Annotated in this window: 10 protein-coding genes; 2 read left to right on the top strand and 8 right to left on the bottom strand. The window is 64.3% G+C overall.

Annotation, left to right across the window (positions count from 1 at the left end; translation table 11 throughout):
* Positions 1 to 58 precede the first annotated feature (58 nt).
* Positions 59 to 2,017: an acetate--CoA ligase gene (gene acs, locus LI72_RS06455; protein ID WP_033924938.1), complete on the bottom strand. Its 1,959-nt coding sequence runs from the start codon at positions 2,015 to 2,017 to the stop codon at positions 59 to 61.
* A gap of 265 nt (positions 2,018 to 2,282) precedes the next feature.
* Between acs and LI72_RS06460 the strand changes: the two genes are divergently transcribed.
* Positions 2,283 to 4,430, top strand: coding sequence for a TonB-dependent receptor (locus LI72_RS06460; protein ID WP_033924939.1), 2,148 nt, complete (start codon positions 2,283 to 2,285; stop codon positions 4,428 to 4,430).
* Between the two features lie 253 nt (positions 4,431 to 4,683).
* Here LI72_RS06460 and LI72_RS06465 read toward each other — a convergent pair whose 3' ends face one another.
* From LI72_RS06465 to LI72_RS06490, 6 genes are all read right to left on the bottom strand, one after another.
* Entirely contained in the window at positions 4,684 to 6,291 is a 1,608-nt protein-coding gene (locus LI72_RS06465) for a long-chain fatty acid--CoA ligase (RefSeq protein WP_156139501.1), read from the bottom strand.
* Positions 6,292 to 6,362: 71 nt separating this feature from the next.
* Positions 6,363 to 9,848 carry a DNA polymerase III subunit alpha gene (gene dnaE / locus LI72_RS06470; RefSeq protein WP_033924941.1) on the bottom strand — a complete coding sequence of 1,162 codons (3,486 nt, stop codon included), beginning with the start codon at positions 9,846 to 9,848 and terminating at the stop codon, positions 6,363 to 6,365.
* Between the two features lie 42 nt (positions 9,849 to 9,890).
* Positions 9,891 to 10,229 carry a hypothetical protein gene (locus LI72_RS06475; protein ID WP_033924942.1) on the bottom strand — a complete coding sequence of 113 codons (339 nt, stop codon included), beginning with the start codon at positions 10,227 to 10,229 and terminating at the stop codon, positions 9,891 to 9,893.
* A 101-nt stretch (positions 10,230 to 10,330) separates the two neighbouring features.
* Complete coding sequence (locus LI72_RS06480) at positions 10,331 to 10,807, bottom strand: glutathione peroxidase (RefSeq protein WP_033924943.1); 477 nt, start codon at positions 10,805 to 10,807, stop codon at positions 10,331 to 10,333.
* Positions 10,804 to 11,478: an ABC transporter ATP-binding protein gene (locus tag LI72_RS06485; RefSeq protein ID WP_033924944.1), complete on the bottom strand. Its 675-nt coding sequence runs from the start codon at positions 11,476 to 11,478 to the stop codon at positions 10,804 to 10,806. Before LI72_RS06485 ends, LI72_RS06480 begins: the two co-directional genes overlap by 4 nt.
* The gene (locus LI72_RS06490) at positions 11,471 to 12,709 is read right to left on the bottom strand and encodes a lipoprotein-releasing ABC transporter permease subunit (protein ID WP_033924945.1); all 1,239 of its coding nucleotides are present in this window, start codon (positions 12,707 to 12,709) and stop codon (positions 11,471 to 11,473) included. Before LI72_RS06490 ends, LI72_RS06485 begins: the two co-directional genes overlap by 8 nt.
* Before the next feature lie 549 nt (positions 12,710 to 13,258).
* On the opposite strand from LI72_RS06490, the gene LI72_RS06495 reads away from it, so the two are divergent.
* Positions 13,259 to 13,741, top strand: a complete 483-nt coding sequence (locus LI72_RS06495; RefSeq protein WP_033924946.1) for an Hsp20 family protein — start codon at positions 13,259 to 13,261, stop codon at positions 13,739 to 13,741.
* Between the two features lie 547 nt (positions 13,742 to 14,288).
* Here the strand turns inward: LI72_RS06495 and LI72_RS06500 are convergent.
* Positions 14,289 to 14,972 (bottom strand): Crp/Fnr family transcriptional regulator, encoded by a 684-nt coding sequence (locus tag LI72_RS06500; protein WP_033924947.1) that lies wholly within the window; start codon positions 14,970 to 14,972, stop codon positions 14,289 to 14,291.
* Positions 14,973 to 15,006 lie beyond the last annotated feature (34 nt).

The following is a 15,006-nucleotide window of genomic DNA, read 5'->3' on the forward strand; positions in this document are numbered from 1 at the left end:
CACTATAGCCAAGCCGATGCCGCAATATGTCAAAACTTCAAATGCTTGACCAGCAGTTTCAGACCGACTTGCGCCCCTCGATCAGCGCATCGACCACCGATGGATCGGCCAATGTGCTGGTATCGCCCAAGGCCCCGACGTCATTTTCGGCGATCTTGCGCAGGATGCGGCGCATGATTTTTCCGCTGCGGGTCTTGGGCAGCGCCGGCGTGAAATGGAGATGGTCGGGCGTGGCGATCGGGCCGATCTCCTTGCGCACCAGCGCCTTGAGCTCGCCCGCCAGCGCGTCGTCCGCGCTTTCGCCGACGTTGAGCGTGACATAGCAATAGATGCCCTGCCCCTTGATGTCGTGCGGGAAGCCCACGACCGCCGCTTCGGCGACACGCGGGTGCAGCACCAAGGCGCTCTCGACCTCGGCGGTGCCCATCCGGTGGCCCGAAACGTTGATGACATCGTCGACACGGCCGGTGATGCGGTAATAGCCGTCCTCGTCGCGCTTGCAGCCATCGCCGGTGAAATACTTGCCCTTGTAGGTGCTGAAATAGGTCTGCACGAACCGGTCGTGATCGCCATAGACGGTGCGCGCCTGGCCGGGCCAGGAGCGCGCGATGCACAGATTGCCCTCGGTCGCGCCGTCCAGGATATTGCCATCGGCATCGACCAGCTCAGGCTCGATCCCGAAGAACGGCATGCCGGCGCTGCCCGGGCGCATCGCATGCGCGCATGGCAAGGTGGTGATCATGATGCCGCCGGTCTCGGTCTGCCACCAGGTGTCGATCACCGGGACCTGCTCCTTGCCGACGACGCGGTGGTACCAGCGCCACGCCTCGGGGTTGATCGGTTCGCCCACCGATCCGATCAGCCTCAGCGCCGACAGATCATGCCGGGCCACCGGCGCTTCCCCCTCGCGCATCAGCGCGCGGATCGCAGTGGGGGCGGTGTAGAAGATATTGACCCCGTGCCGCTCGCACATGTCCCAGAAGCGGCTGTGGTCCGGGTAGTTGGGCACGCCTTCGAACAGCAGGCTGGTCGCGCGGTTGAGCAGCGGTCCATAGACTGAATAGCTGTGCCCGGTGACCCAGCCAATATCGGCGGTGCACCAATAGACCTCGCCCGGGCGGTAATCGAAGGCATAATGGAAGGTCGTCGCGACCCACACGGCATAGCCGCCGGTGGTGTGCAGCACGCCCTTGGGCTTGCCGGTCGAGCCTGAGGTATAAAGGATGAACAGCGGGTCTTCCGCGCCCATCGGCTCGCACGGACAGCGCGCAGGCACGGTGGCCGCAAGCGCGTGATACCAATGGTCGCGGCCCTTGGTCATGGGGATGTCGCCGCCGCTGTGGCGCACCACCAGCACGGCATCGACGCTGATGCCATGCTGTTCCAGCGCGGCATCGACATTGGCCTTGAGCGGCACGGTCTTGCCACCGCGCATTCCGGCATCGGCGGTGACGACGAAGCGGCTGGCGCAATCCTCGATCCGTCCGGCCAGCGCCTCGGGCGAAAAGCCGCCGAACACCACCGAATGCACCGCGCCGATCCGCGCGCAGGCAAGCATCGCGATCGCGCCTTCGAGCACCATCGGCATATAGATCGTCACCCGGTCGCCCCGGGTCACGCCCAGCGCCTTCAACGCATTGGCAAAGCGCTGAACCTCGTCGTGCAAAGCGGAATAGCTCAGCGAGCGGACATCGCCGGGGGCATCGCCCTCCCACACCAAGGCGGCATCATCGCCATGCCCTGCCAGCACATGGCGATCGACGCAGTTGTAGCAGAGGTTCAACTCGCCATCGTCGTACCAGCGGATGCGCACCGGATCGAAGCTCGACCGGTCGATGTGAGTCGGCTTGGCCATCCAGTCGATCCGGTCGGCCTGCAGCGCCCAGAAGCCATCGGGATCGCGCAGCGACGCGGCATAAAGCTCGGCATATTGCACCGGTGTGCACCAGGTCTGCGCATCCACCGGCGGAGCAATCAGAGGTTCTGCCTGGGTGTCGGGGCGGGTTTCGGTACTCATCGATCAGGTCCTCGCGCGCGTATCCGGCCCTTGCGGCCATGTTGGCTGCCTTATGTGCCGCACGCACCCGCGGGTAGCAACCCGTCGCAAAGTGTCTGTCGCTGGTCAGATTGATGTTGATATAACATCACACCAATGGTAGCCGCCCCAGCGCAATGCCTGATCTGGCCGCCCGCGTTCCTTTCAGCGCAAACAGGCCAGGCGGCAGGACTGCCGGACAGCGGCAGCCAATCCAGTCACGAAACGCCCCAGGGAGCCATAAAAAATGCGTCGCACGCTTCTTCTCGTCACGTCGTCCCTCTCGCTCGGCACCGCCCTGCTCGCTGCGACCCCCGCGCTGGCGCAGCGGGCGCAGGGCAGCGAAGCGCCCGCCACCGAAGAGGACGATGACTTTCATCGCAACCCCGGCATCATCGTCACCGCGCCGTTCGTGCGCGATCTCAGCATCCTGGCGGGCACCTCCGAATTGTCCGGCGACGATCTGTCGCGCGAGGCGCGCTCGCAGATCGGCGATGCGCTGACCAAGCTGCCGGGCGTTTCGGCCACCAGCTTCTCGCCCGGCGCCTCGCGGCCGGTGCTGCGCGGCTTCCAGGGTGAGCGCATCCGCGTGCTGACCGACGGCATCGGCACCATCGACGTGTCGAACACCTCGCCCGACCATGGCGTGACCGTGGAGCCGATTATCCTCGACCGTGTCGAGGTGCTCCGCGGCCCTGCCGTGCTGCTGTTCGGCGGCCAAGCCGTGGGCGGCGCGGTCAACGCAATCGACAAGCGCATCCCGCGCGAAGTTCCCGAAGAGCCGTTTCACCTCGACGCGCTTGCCACTTATGGCAGCGCTGCAGATGAGCGCAGCATCGGCGCCAGCCTGGACGTGCCGCTGACCTCCAAGCTGGTGCTGCATCTCGACGGCAGCTATCGCAAGTCGGACGATCTGGAAGTGGGCGGCTTCGTGCTCTCGCCCGGCCTGCGTGCCGAGCAGCTGGAGGAAGCCGCTGAAGAGCGCGCCGAAGGCAATATCGAGGAAGCCGAAGAGGCCGAGGAGCTGGCCGGTCTGCGCGGGCGCATCCCCAATACCGGAACCGAAACCTACAGCTTCGGCGGCGGCCTTGCCTATATCGGCGAAGGCGGCAGCTTCGGTGTCTCGGGCAGCTATTACAACAGCCTCTATGGCGTCCCCGAACGGCCCGGCGCCGGACATCACCATGGCGAGGAAGGCGAAGAGGAAGCCGGCGGCGAGGAAGAGGAAGGCCCGGTCACCATCGGGCTCGACCAGATCAAGGTCGATTTCCGCGGCGAGGTCTTCCTGCCGGGCTTCTTCGAGACCCTGCGCCTGCGCGCGGCTTATGCCGATTTCAAGCAGACCGAATTCGAGGGCAACGAGGTCGGCACCGTGTTCACCAACGAGGGCCTGGAAGCGCGCATGGAACTGGTCCAGCGCGAGCGTGGCGGCTGGCGCGGCGCAAGCGGCGTGCAGTACGTCCACCGCGATTTCAGCGCAATCGGCGCCGAAGCCTTCGTCCCGCCGAACACCACCGATCAGGTCGGCATCTTCACCCTGCAGGAAGTTCGCAGCGGCAGCTTCGAGCTCGAAGGCGCGGCGCGCTATGACAAGGTCAATGTGAAGTCGCAGGTGCTGGGGGTCGAGCGCGACTTCAACTCCTATTCGTTCGCCCTGGGCCTGGCCTATATCCCGACCGACCAGCTGCGCATCGGCGTCAACCTCAACCGCGCCCAGCGCGCGCCGGCCGCCGAAGAGCTGTTCTCGAACGGACCGCACATCGCAACCCAGGCATTCGAGATCGGCAACCCCGATTTCACCACCGAGAAGAGCTGGGGTGGCGAGGCGTACATCCGCTGGTCGACCCCGGACGTGAACCTGTCGCTCACCGGCTTCTACAACCGCTTCGACGACTTCATCATCGATGTGCCCACCGGGCTCGAGGAAGACGATCTGCCGATCTTCCAGTTCATCCAGAACGACGCCAAATATTACGGCATCGAAGCCGAAGCTTCGGTGATCTTCGCGCGTGCAGGCGGTTTCCGCTTCAGCGCGGATGGCGTGGCCGATTATGTCCACGCCTCGCTCGACGGCCTGGGCCCCGTCCCCCGGATCCCGCCGCTGCGGCTGCTGGGCGGCCTGGAGGCGCAGAGCGACACGCTCGACCTGCGAGCAGAGGTCGAATGGTTCGACGACCAGCAGCGCAACGCCAATTTCGAGACCGAAACCGCAGGCTTCACGCTGGTCAACGCCAGCGCCTCGTGGAAGCCGTTCGGCGCGTCGCGCGGCGTGACGCTGATCGCATCGGCCAACAACATCTTCGACGTCGTCGGCCGCCGCGCTGCCAGCTTCACCAAGGATTTCGCCCCGCTCGGCGGCCGCGATTTCCGCATCTCGGCCAAGTTCAGCTTCTGATCACGGCCAAAAAAGCCCTCCCCCTCGATGGGGGAGGGTTGGGTGGGGGTGGCCTCTCCGGCTTGCGCAAGGCCGCGCAAACGAACCGGCCCGACCTGGCCGCACCATCACCTTCACCGCTGCGACGAGCTGCAAAGCCACCAAGTCTCGCAGCCTCTCCCATCAAGGGAGAGGCGTGATGTTAGCCCCTCCACCCCCCGCTGCGCGGGCGGTCCCCCTCCCCCAGCAAGCTGAGGGAGGACTTTCTCCAATACTACACCGTCGGCAGCACGTGGTCCTTGAACTGGTCGCGCAGCGCGGTCTTGAGCAGCTTGCCGGTGGCGCTGTGCGGCAGTTCGTCGACGAACACGATGTCGTCGGGCAGCCACCATTTGGCGACATGCTGCGTGAGGTGATCGAGGATCGCCTCCTTGGTCGGGTTCGTCCCCGCCTTGGGCACCACCAGCAGCAGCGGGCGCTCGTCCCATTTGGGGTGCGGCAGGCCAATCGCGGCGGCTTCGGCGACATCGGCCATGCCGACGGCGGCATTTTCCAGATCGACCGAGCTGATCCACTCGCCGCCCGACTTGATGACGTCCTTGGCGCGGTCGGTGATCTGCATGACGCCATCGGGGTGGATGACCGAAACGTCACCGGTGTCGAACCAGCCATCCTCGGTCAGCGCGTCGGCCTCTGCCTTGAAGTAGCGCTTGATAATCCAGGGGCCCTTGATCTGGAGGCGACCGCTCGACTTGCCGTCGCGTGGCTGGATGTTGCCCTCGTCATCGACCACCCGCAGCTCGACACCGAAGGGCGCGCGGCCCTGCTTGGTCACCAGATCGAGCTGGGCGTCGAAATCGAGATCGTCCCAATCGGGTGACGGCGCGCCCATCGTGCCGATCGGTGAGGTCTCGGTCATGCCCCAGGCGTGGTTCATCCGCGCCCCCATCTTCATGATCCGCTCGCACATCGCGCGCGGCGCGGCCGAGCCGCCGATGGTGACCACCTGCAGATGCTCGGGCTTCTGGCCGGTGCTGTCGATATGCTGGAACATCGCCAGCCACACCGTCGGAACGCCCGCAGAGTGCGTGACCTTCTCGTCGTTCATCAGGCTGCACAGCACGGCGGGATCGTTGACGGCCGAGAACACGAACTTGATCCCCGCCGCTGCGCCGGCAAACGGCAGGCCCCAGGCGGCGGCATGGAACATCGGCACCACCGGCAGCGCTACCGATTGTGGCGACAGGCTGAACACCGCAGGCTGCATCTCGGCCAGCGCGTGGATGACGGTCGAGCGATGCTCGTACAGCACGCCCTTGGGATTGCCTGTGGTGCCAGAGGTATAGCACAGCATGCACGGATCGCGCTCCGGCCCCTCGTGCCAGCGGTAATCCGCATCGCCCGTTTCCAGCAGCGCCTCGAAGCCTTGTGCGGCCGACCCTGCCGGCGGATCGAAGCAGACATAATGCTCGATCGTGGTCCAGCGGTCCTTCATCTTGTCGATGATCGGCTGGAACGCTGCGTCATAGCACAGCACCTTGTCCTCGGCGTGGTTGGCAATGTACTCGAGCTGCTCTTCGAACAGCCGCGGGTTGATGGTGTGGATGACCCCGCCCATGCCGATCGCACCGTACCAGGTGACCAGATGGCGGCTGTGGTTCATCGCCAGCGTCGCGACACGGTCGCCCGGTTGCAGACCGAGCTTGACGAGTGCGCTGGCCAGCCGCCGCGCATCGCGCGCGATGCCCGCCCATGTGGTGCGGGTCTGGCTGCCATCGGCCCAGCGGCTGACGATCTCGCGGTTGGCGCTTTCGCGTTCGGCATGATCGAGCAGCCGCATCACGCGAAGTTCAAAGTCCTGCATTCCGCCAATGATCATCATTCTCTCCTGACCCAGGGCCCTTCAGCGGGGCCGGTTTAACATGGATCAGAAACCCCGAAGCGGCCCCCAAGTCAACCGACGAGGCGCAGTTCCGGGCGAGATGCTGTCAGCGATTCGATATCGCGCACCGACAGGCCCTCGATCGCGCGCAACGCCTGCAGCGCATCGGCATCCAGCCGGAACCGGTTGCCCAGGCACACCGGCATCACCCGGCCACCGCCCAGCAGCAGCCGCGCATGCACTTCGTCCTGTCCGCTCCCGGGCTGGCCCACCAGCTCGGCGAGCCGCACCAGGGCATCGGGATGGTGGACATCGATCTTGGCCTTGTGGCGCAGCGTGATCTTGATCTGATCGAGCGGCCTGGCGCGGCGGATGGTGGCGCGCGGGGCCTGGTCCTCGCTCGACCGGTCGAACTCCAGCTCGATCAGCAGGCAGGCCGACTGGCTGGCCCATTCGGGCATGGCAGCCACGACATCGTCATCGAACGAGCTGGCCGAAAACTGGCCGCTCTCATCGGAAAGGTCGACCATCACGAAGGTGCTGCCGCGCTTGCTCTGGCGCCGGTTGCAGCCTTCGACGAGCGCCGCGACCTTGACCGTCTTGCGCTCGCCAACGCGCACGTCGAGCGTCTCGACGATCTGCTGATAGGGCCGCGCGCCCTGCGCCCGCGCTACCGCGGTGAACTCGGTCACCGGATGCGCGGAGAAGAAGAAGCCGAACGCATCGCGCTCGTAGGTCATCGCCTCGCCCGTCGCCCAGGGCTTGGACGCCGGCAGCCGCAAAGACTGGCCCGGCTGCTGGACATCGCCGAACAGCCCGCCCTGCCCGCTGCTGCGCTGGCGATGCGCTTCGGCTGCGACCGCCAGCACCATGTCGGCACCGCCGTGCACCGCCGAGCGCTCCAGCCCCAGCCCGTCGAACGCGCCGGCCGCCGCGAGACTTTCGATCTGGCGCTTGTTGACCTGGCCGGAATCGATGCGATCGGCAAAATCGCCGAGCGATGTGAAGGGCCCGCCCACCTGCCGCGTCGCGACAACGCCCTCCATCGCCTTCTCGCCGACATTCTTGAGCCCCGCCAGCGCATAGCGCACGGCCAGGCCATCGGCGTTTTCCTCGACCGAGAACTCGGCCTCGCTGGCGTTGATGCATGGCGGAAGGCAGGCAACGCCCATCCGCCGCATGTCATCAACGAAGATGTTGAGCTTCTCGCTCTGCGCCATGTCGAAGCACATCGAGGCGGCGTAGAATTCGTGCGGATAGTGGGCCTTCACCCAGGCGGTCTGGTAGGCAAGCAGCGCATAGGCCGCCGCATGGCTCTTGTTGAAGCCATAGCCTGCGAACTTGTCGATCAAGTCGAACAGCTCGTTGGCTTTCTTGGCATCGATGTTGTTGCGGCCCGCGCCTTCGACGAACCGGCCGCGCTGCTGATCCATCTCGGCCTTGATCTTCTTGCCCATCGCGCGGCGCAGAAGGTCGGCATCGCCCAGCGAATAGCCGGCCAGCACCTGCGCGGCCTGCATCACCTGTTCCTGATAGACGATGATGCCGTAGGTCTCTTTCAGGATATCCTCGAGCAAGGGGTGCGGATAGGTGATCGTCTCGCGCCCGTTCTTGCGCGCGCCGAAGCTCGGGATGTTGTCCATCGGACCCGGGCGGTAGAGAGAGACCAGCGCGATGATGTCGCCGAACGCGGTCGGCTTCACCTGCGCCAGCGTGCGGCGCATGCCTTCGGATTCCAGCTGGAACACGCCGACGGTGTCACCGCGCTTGAGCAGCTCGTACACGCCTGCATCGTCCCACGGCAGAGTGCTGAGATCCACGTGCACGCCGCGCTTGGCCAGCATCTCGGTCGCCTTGTGCAGCACCGACAGCGTCTTCAGGCCGAGAAAGTCGAACTTCACCAGGCCCGCCGTCTCGACATATTTCATGTCGAACTGGGTCACCGGCATGTCCGATCGCGGATCGCGATAGAGCGGCACCAGCTGCGCCAGCGGCCTGTCACCTATGACGACGCCAGCGGCATGGGTGGAACTGTGGCGCGGCAGGCCTTCGAGCTGCATCGCGAGGTCGAACAGGCGCTTGACCTCGGCATCATCGCGATACTGCTGGCGCAATTCGTCGACCCCGGCCAGCGCACGGTCGAGCTTCCACGGGTCGGTCGGATGGTTGGGAACAAGCTTGCACAGCCCGTCGATGCGGCCATAGCCCATCTGCAGCACGCGGCCCGTATCGCGCAGCACCGCGCGCGCCTTCAGCTTACCGAAGGTGATGATCTGCGCGACATGGTCGCGGCCATATTTGGCCTGCACATAGCGGATCACCTCGCCGCGCCGCGTTTCGCAGAAGTCGATATCGAAGTCGGGCATCGACACGCGTTCGGGGTTGAGGAAGCGTTCGAACAGCAGCCCCAGCTTGATCGGATCGAGATCGGTGATCGTCAGCGCCCAGGCAACGACCGAACCCGCGCCCGATCCACGCCCCGGCCCCACCGGAATGTTGTGATCCTTGGCCCATTTGATGAAATCGGCCACGATCAGGAAATAGCCGGGAAAGCCCATGCCGACGATGACGTTGACCTCGAACTCCAGCCGCTCGAAATAGGCCTTGCGCTCTTCCTCGCTCTGGTCGGCATAAGTCGACAGCCGCATCTCGAGCCCCGCGAACGCGTCGGCGCGCAATTGCGCTGCCTCGCCTTCGAGGTCGCCTGCCAGGCTGGGCAGGATCGGCTTGCGCTTGGGCGGGGCGAAGGCGCAGCGCTGCGCCACCACCAGGGTATTGGCCAGCGCCTCGGGCAGATCGCTGAACAATTCGCGCATCATCGGCGCAGACTTGATCCACGCCTCGGGCGAGCTGCGTTCGCGATTGGCTGCGCTCACATATTCGCCGCGCGCAATGCACAGCATCGCATCGTGCGCGGGATGGAAGCCGGGGTCGGAATAGCAGGCGGGGTTGGTGGCAACCAAAGGCAGATCGCGCGCATAGGCAAGGTCGAGCAGCGCGGTCTCTGCCAGCGTCTCGATCTCCTCGCCCCGACGGCACAGCTCGATGTACAAGCGGCCTTCGAAAAGCGACTGCAGCCGGTCGCAATAGCTCTGCGCCGCATCGCTCTGCCCTGCCGCCAGCAGCCGCACCAGCGCGCCTTCGCCGCCGGCGGTCAGCGCGATCACGCCTTCGGTGCGGCCCTCCAGCCGGTCCAAGGGAACATGCGCAGGCAACTCCAGCGGCCGATCGAGATGCGCGTGCGACACCAGATCGCACAGATTGTCATAGCCCTTGGCGTTCTGCGCATAGAGCGCCAGCCAGTCGAGCACGGGCGCGGAGCCTGACACATCGGGCCGGGCGACGCACAGCAATGTGCCGATGACCGGCTGGATGCCGGTATCGAAACAGCCATCGGCAAACTGCATGCCCGCATAAAGCCCGTTGCGATCGGCCAGCGCGATCGCGGGAAAGCCGCGCGCGTGCGCGGTCTTGGCTATCGCCTTGGGCTCGATCGCGCCTTCCAGCATGGTGTAGGCCGAAAAGACACGCAGCGGAACAAAGGGTTCAAAAGCCATGCCAAAACCCTATCGCCAGTGCCGCGATTCTGGGAAGCGCGATCACTCTCCCGTGGATAAATCCTGCGCCGCGATCTTGCGCCGGACGTCGCGCACGGTCGACCAGATGCCGTACAGGATCAGCGCGCCGAGGAAGAACCAGACCCACAGCGGGATATCCTTGCCGACCACCGCGAGATAGCCATAGGCCGAAACGAAACACGCGCCTGCACACATCACCGGCAGCAGCGTCGGCTTGCCCGCGCGGGCATTGCGCACCAGCCAGGCGATGCTGGCCAGAAACAGCGGGATTGCGCCGACATAGATCGATGCGAAGATCCAGGGATTGACGCCATATTGCGCCCCCAGTTCATTCGCCCAGGTGCTGATGGCTTCGATCATGTGCTTGTATCCCGCTGACGGGGCAAATCGCCCGCATCCTCATAGCCGTTCTCTGGCAAAAGCGAGAGAACGACCAAATTTCGCTGGAACGCCGAGCGACGTTACAGCAGCTTTTCGATATCCGCCTTGAGCTGCTCGGGCTTCACCATCGATCCGTAGCGCGCCACGACCGTACCCTTGCGGTCGACGAGGAACTTGGTGAAGTTCCACTTGATCGCGCGGCTGCCCATCAGGCCGGCCTGCTGGCTCTTGAGGTACTTCCACAGCGGATCGGCTTCCTCACCGTTGACCGCGATCTTCTTCGACAGCGGGAAGGTGACGTCATAGGTCAGCGAGCAGAAATTCTTGATCTCTTCGGCGTCGCCCGGCTCCTGCGCGCCGAACTGGTTGCAGGGGAAGCCCAGCACCTCGAAGCCCTTGTCCTGATACGCACGGTGCAGCGCCTCCAGCCCTTCATATTGAGGGGTGAAGCCACATTTCGACGCGGTGTTGACGATCAGAAGCACCTGCCCTTCGTAGTCGGAAAGCGGCTTGGAGCTGCCATCGGGCAGCGGCATCGTGAATTCGTAAACGTTCATGCGATCCTTCCATCGTGCAGGCGGACAACCCGGTCCATGCGTGAGGCCAGTCTTTCGTTATGGGTGGCCACCAATGCCGCGCTGCCCTCTTCCCTTACAAGATGAAGGAACTCCTGGAACACTATGTCGGCGGTCGCCTCGTCCAGATTTCCGGTCGGTTCGTCGGCCAGAACGACCTTGGGACGGTTGGCGAGCGCACGCGCCACGGCGACGCGCTGCTGCTCACCCCCCGACAGCTGCGTCGGGCGATGGTCGAGCCGCTGACCCAGGCCCAGCCGCGACAGCAGTTCTGCCGCGCGGTCGGATGCCGCCTCGCGCGACTGTCCCATGATCAACTGCGGCAGCACGACATTTTCGCGCGCGGTGAAATCGGGCAGCAGGTGGTGGAACTGATAGATGAACCCCAGCGCCGTCTTGCGCAGCAGGGTGCGGCCGTTGCTGTTGAGCCGCGAGGCTTCTTGGCCCGCGATCCGGATCGACCCGGTAAATCCGCCTTCAAGCAGACCGACGGCCTGCAGCATCGTCGACTTGCCCGAACCGGACGGGCCCAGCAGCCCGACGATCTCGCCAGGCTGGATCGCCAGATCGACGCCCTTGAGGACATCAATGGTCACGCCGCCCTGCGCAAAGCTGCGGCGGACATCAGTGAGCAGGATGACGGCATCACTCATAGCGCAGCACCTGTACCGGATCGGTCGAGGACGCCTTGAGCGCCGGATAGAGCGTCGCCAGGAAGCTGAAGATCATTGCCATCGCCGCAATGCCCAGCACCTCGAACGGGTCGGTGCGGCTGGGCAGTTCGGTCAGGAAGCGGATCGAGGGGTCCCACAGTTCCTGCCCCGTCACCATCTGCACGAACAGGACGATGCTTTGCCGGAAATAGAGGAACACAAACCCCAGCCCCAGTCCCGCCAATGTGCCCAGCGAGCCGATGATCAGCCCGACGGTGATGAAGATCTTGAGCAGCGACTTGCGGCTCGCCCCCATCGTGCGCAGGATCGCGATGTCGCGGGTCTTGGCGCGCACCAGCATGATCAGCGACGACAGGATGTTGAACACGGCGACCAGAATGATGATCGACAGCACGATGAACATTGCTACACGCTCGACGGCCAGCGCCTCGAACAGCGACGCGTTGATCGTGCGCCAGTCCGAGACGATCGCCTGACCGCGCAACCGCTCCTCGAGCGGCGCGAGGATCTGGCGGACCTGATCGGCATCGCGCGTGGTGACCTCGATCATGCCCACCTGATCGCCCAGCAGCAGCAGCAGCTGTGCATCGCGGATCGGCATGATGACGAACGCCTTGTCGTAATCATACACCCCGATCTCGACGATCGCCGCGACCTCGTAGAGGATTTCGCGCGGCACCGTGCCGAACGGGGTCGATCGGCCTGCGGGATTGATGATCGTGATGCTGTCGCCGATGCGCACGCCCAGGTTCTGCGCCAGCCGCGATCCAATCGCGACCCTGGAGGCACCGGCCTTGAGCGCGCTGACCGTACCCAGCACCGTCTTGCTCTTGAGTTCGGCGATATCGGGGGCATCGGTGCCGCGCACCAGGATCGCCTCGACCCGGCCTTCGTAATTGACCAGCAAGGGCTGCTCGATCAGCGGCGATGCGTCGACGACGCCATCCATCTTGCGCGTTTCGGCAAGGATTTCCTGCCAGTTCTTCAGCCTCCCGCCATAGCCCTGCACCACCGCATGGCCGTTCAACCCGACAATCTTGTCGAGCAGCTCGGCGCGAAAGCCGTTCATCACGCTCATGACGATGACGAGTGCCGCCACACCCAGCATCACCGCGATCAGGCTGATGCCCGCGACGAGAAAGATGAACGCCTCTCCGCGCCCCGGCAGCAGATAGCGTTTGGCGATCGTCCATTCAAAAGTGGACAGCATGGAGAGAGGACCGGACCTTTCGGGTGGCAAAGGCTGGGGGTTCAGCATGTGCGTGCAGCCTCACGCTCTAACCAGCGCAAGGTTAACTGACAATGGCCGATAGGGTTCCCTCGCCTGTTGCATTTTCAACACAGAAAGGATCAAAAATGACGCTAAGCCGCGAAACACCCTAGCGTCGGAGGCCGCATTACGGAATCATGACACTGCGGATCAAGCGGCTACGGCCATGGGTTCGGGGATAGTTTCCGCCGGTTTGGGGAAAGCGGCGGTTACCAGGGTCCATCAGTTGCGAGCGAGACGGACACGTCATCAGCGCGCGAACTGGACCTGATAAAGAGCGTCCGGGTCTTGGGGGCCGGACGCTCTTTTTTCGTCCATCGCACGCGTCGACATCGCGCCTCAGGCTGCCATAAATTTCCATCTTGAAACCGCGTCGCGATATCCTAAATTTGCGATGTGAGCCACGCCAAACGGGTGGTTCACCGTTACCGAAGCGCCACAGCTGTGGGCTTCAAACCTATGAAATCGCTTATATAAAGGATTTTGAAGATGAACCGTTTCGACTTTACCCCCTATCGCCGCACCACCGTTGGCTTCGACCGGCTGTTCGACCTGCTGGAGAATCAGGCCCGGGCTGCGCAAGGCGATAACTACCCGCCCTTCAACATCGAACGCAGCAGCGACGACGCCTATCGCGTGACCATCGCGGTCGCCGGATTCAAGGCCGATGAGCTCGACATCACCGCCCAGCAGAACCTGCTGGTCGTATCGGGCCGCAAGGCCGCCGAGACCGAATCGCGCGGCAACTTCCTGCACATGGGCATCGCCAACCGCAACTTCGAGCGCCGCTTCGAGCTGGCCGACTTCGTGCGGGTGAGCGATGCCGGTCTGGAAGACGGTCTGCTGACGATCGATCTGGTCCGCGAGATCCCCGAGGCGATGAAGCCGAAGAAAATCTCGATCAACGGCACGCCGAAGCTTTCGGTGGTCGAAGGCGCCGCGAAGGAAGGCGACGACAGCAAGGCGGCCTGACGCCGGCAAGTCTGTCTTCCTGCAGGTTGCAAGACGAACGGGGTGGGTCGGCAACGGCCCACCCTTTTTCGTTGGGCGCTGCCGTGTCCATTCCCGCGGGCAGGCGCTTAAAAGCCCTCCCCCTCGATGGGGGAGGGTTGGGCGGGGGTGATCTCTCCAGCGCGTTAGGGGGGTTCATGGCAGCGTTGTGGTAGCATCCGGCCGTGCCATCACCCTCACCGCTGCGACTAGGTGGCAATGCCCCCAATTCTCACTGCCTCTCCCATCAAGGGAGAGGCCAAGAAACCGCAACTCTGCATCATTTGGAATAATTGGCCAAAACAGAAGAGGGCGGACCCTTGCGGATCCGCCCTCCGCGCCCGCTCTGGACGCTGCTTTTCCCGGTGGCAGGATTGGCCGGGTCGCATTTACCGCACCTGCCGCCGGAAAAAATGGGAAACTGGTGACCCCGCGCCGCCGGGGGCGCGGGGTTTTCTCCGGGGCCAGGTTCGGCCGGGTCGCATTAACCTTGCCCAGCCCCGGAAAACTTGAAAACTCGTGTCGTGGCTCAGGCGGCCTCGGATATCTCCAGCAATGTCTCGCGGTCGATAATCTTGACCCTGCCCTGCTCCAGCTCGATCAACCCGGCATCGGACCAGGCTGACAGTTGCCGATTAATCTGTTCTCGTGACAATCCCGCGAACGTGCCAAGCTCGCTCTGGCTCAGGTCCAGCTTCAGCTTGCCCTCGTTCGCGCCCGAGACCATCAGGCGCAGCAGATAGCGCGCCAGCCTGGGCCCGGAGGTGAAGGCTCGGTCTGCCTCGATCACGTCGTTCGCCTGCCGCAGCCGCTTGGCCATCACCCGCAGCATCCGCCGCGGCATCGCCACATGCCGCTCGGCAATTTCCTCGAAGGCCGGCCGCGACAGCGACAGCGCCGTCAGTTCGGTCAGTGCCTCGATCGACGCCGTGCGCGGTCCGCCGTCCAGAAATGCGATCTCGCCGATGACATAGCCTGGCTCGGCATAATCGAGCACGATCTCGTGCCCGTTGCTCGCCACCATGCTCACCCGGGCAAAGCCGGTGAGGATGATCAGCAGGTTGTCGCCATCATCGCCCTGCCCCATCAGCTCCTGCCCCTTGCGGTAGCGGACAAAATGACCGCGCAGGATGATGTCGGACAGTTCGTCGGTTTCGCAATCTGCAAACAGGCTGTGGCTGGCCAACAACTCGGCAAGCTCATTCGCGTGCATGATCGCCCCCTATCCCTTCCTTTCTGTCGGCCTG

This window comes from Sphingomonas sp. 35-24ZXX, assembly GCF_000786215.1.
Taxonomy (GTDB): domain Bacteria; phylum Pseudomonadota; class Alphaproteobacteria; order Sphingomonadales; family Sphingomonadaceae; genus Blastomonas.

Bases quoted from the DNA above. Each gene is read 5' to 3' on its own strand.
- acs (WP_033924938.1), bottom strand. From the start codon at position 2,017: ATGAGTACCGAAACCCGCCCCGACACCCAGGCAGAACCTCTGATTGCT.
- LI72_RS06460 (WP_033924939.1), top strand. From the start codon at position 2,283: ATGCGTCGCACGCTTCTTCTCGTCACGTCGTCCCTCTCGCTCGGCACC.
- LI72_RS06465 (WP_156139501.1), bottom strand. From the start codon at position 6,291: ATGATGATCATTGGCGGAATGCAGGACTTTGAACTTCGCGTGATGCGG.
- dnaE (WP_033924941.1), bottom strand. From the start codon at position 9,848: ATGGCTTTTGAACCCTTTGTTCCGCTGCGTGTCTTTTCGGCCTACACC.
- LI72_RS06475 (WP_033924942.1), bottom strand. From the start codon at position 10,229: ATGATCGAAGCCATCAGCACCTGGGCGAATGAACTGGGGGCGCAATAT.
- LI72_RS06480 (WP_033924943.1), bottom strand. From the start codon at position 10,807: ATGAACGTTTACGAATTCACGATGCCGCTGCCCGATGGCAGCTCCAAG.
- LI72_RS06485 (WP_033924944.1), bottom strand. From the start codon at position 11,478: ATGAGTGATGCCGTCATCCTGCTCACTGATGTCCGCCGCAGCTTTGCG.
- LI72_RS06490 (WP_033924945.1), bottom strand. From the start codon at position 12,709: ATGCTGTCCACTTTTGAATGGACGATCGCCAAACGCTATCTGCTGCCG.
- LI72_RS06495 (WP_033924946.1), top strand. From the start codon at position 13,259: ATGAACCGTTTCGACTTTACCCCCTATCGCCGCACCACCGTTGGCTTC.
- LI72_RS06500 (WP_033924947.1), bottom strand. From the start codon at position 14,972: ATGCACGCGAATGAGCTTGCCGAGTTGTTGGCCAGCCACAGCCTGTTT.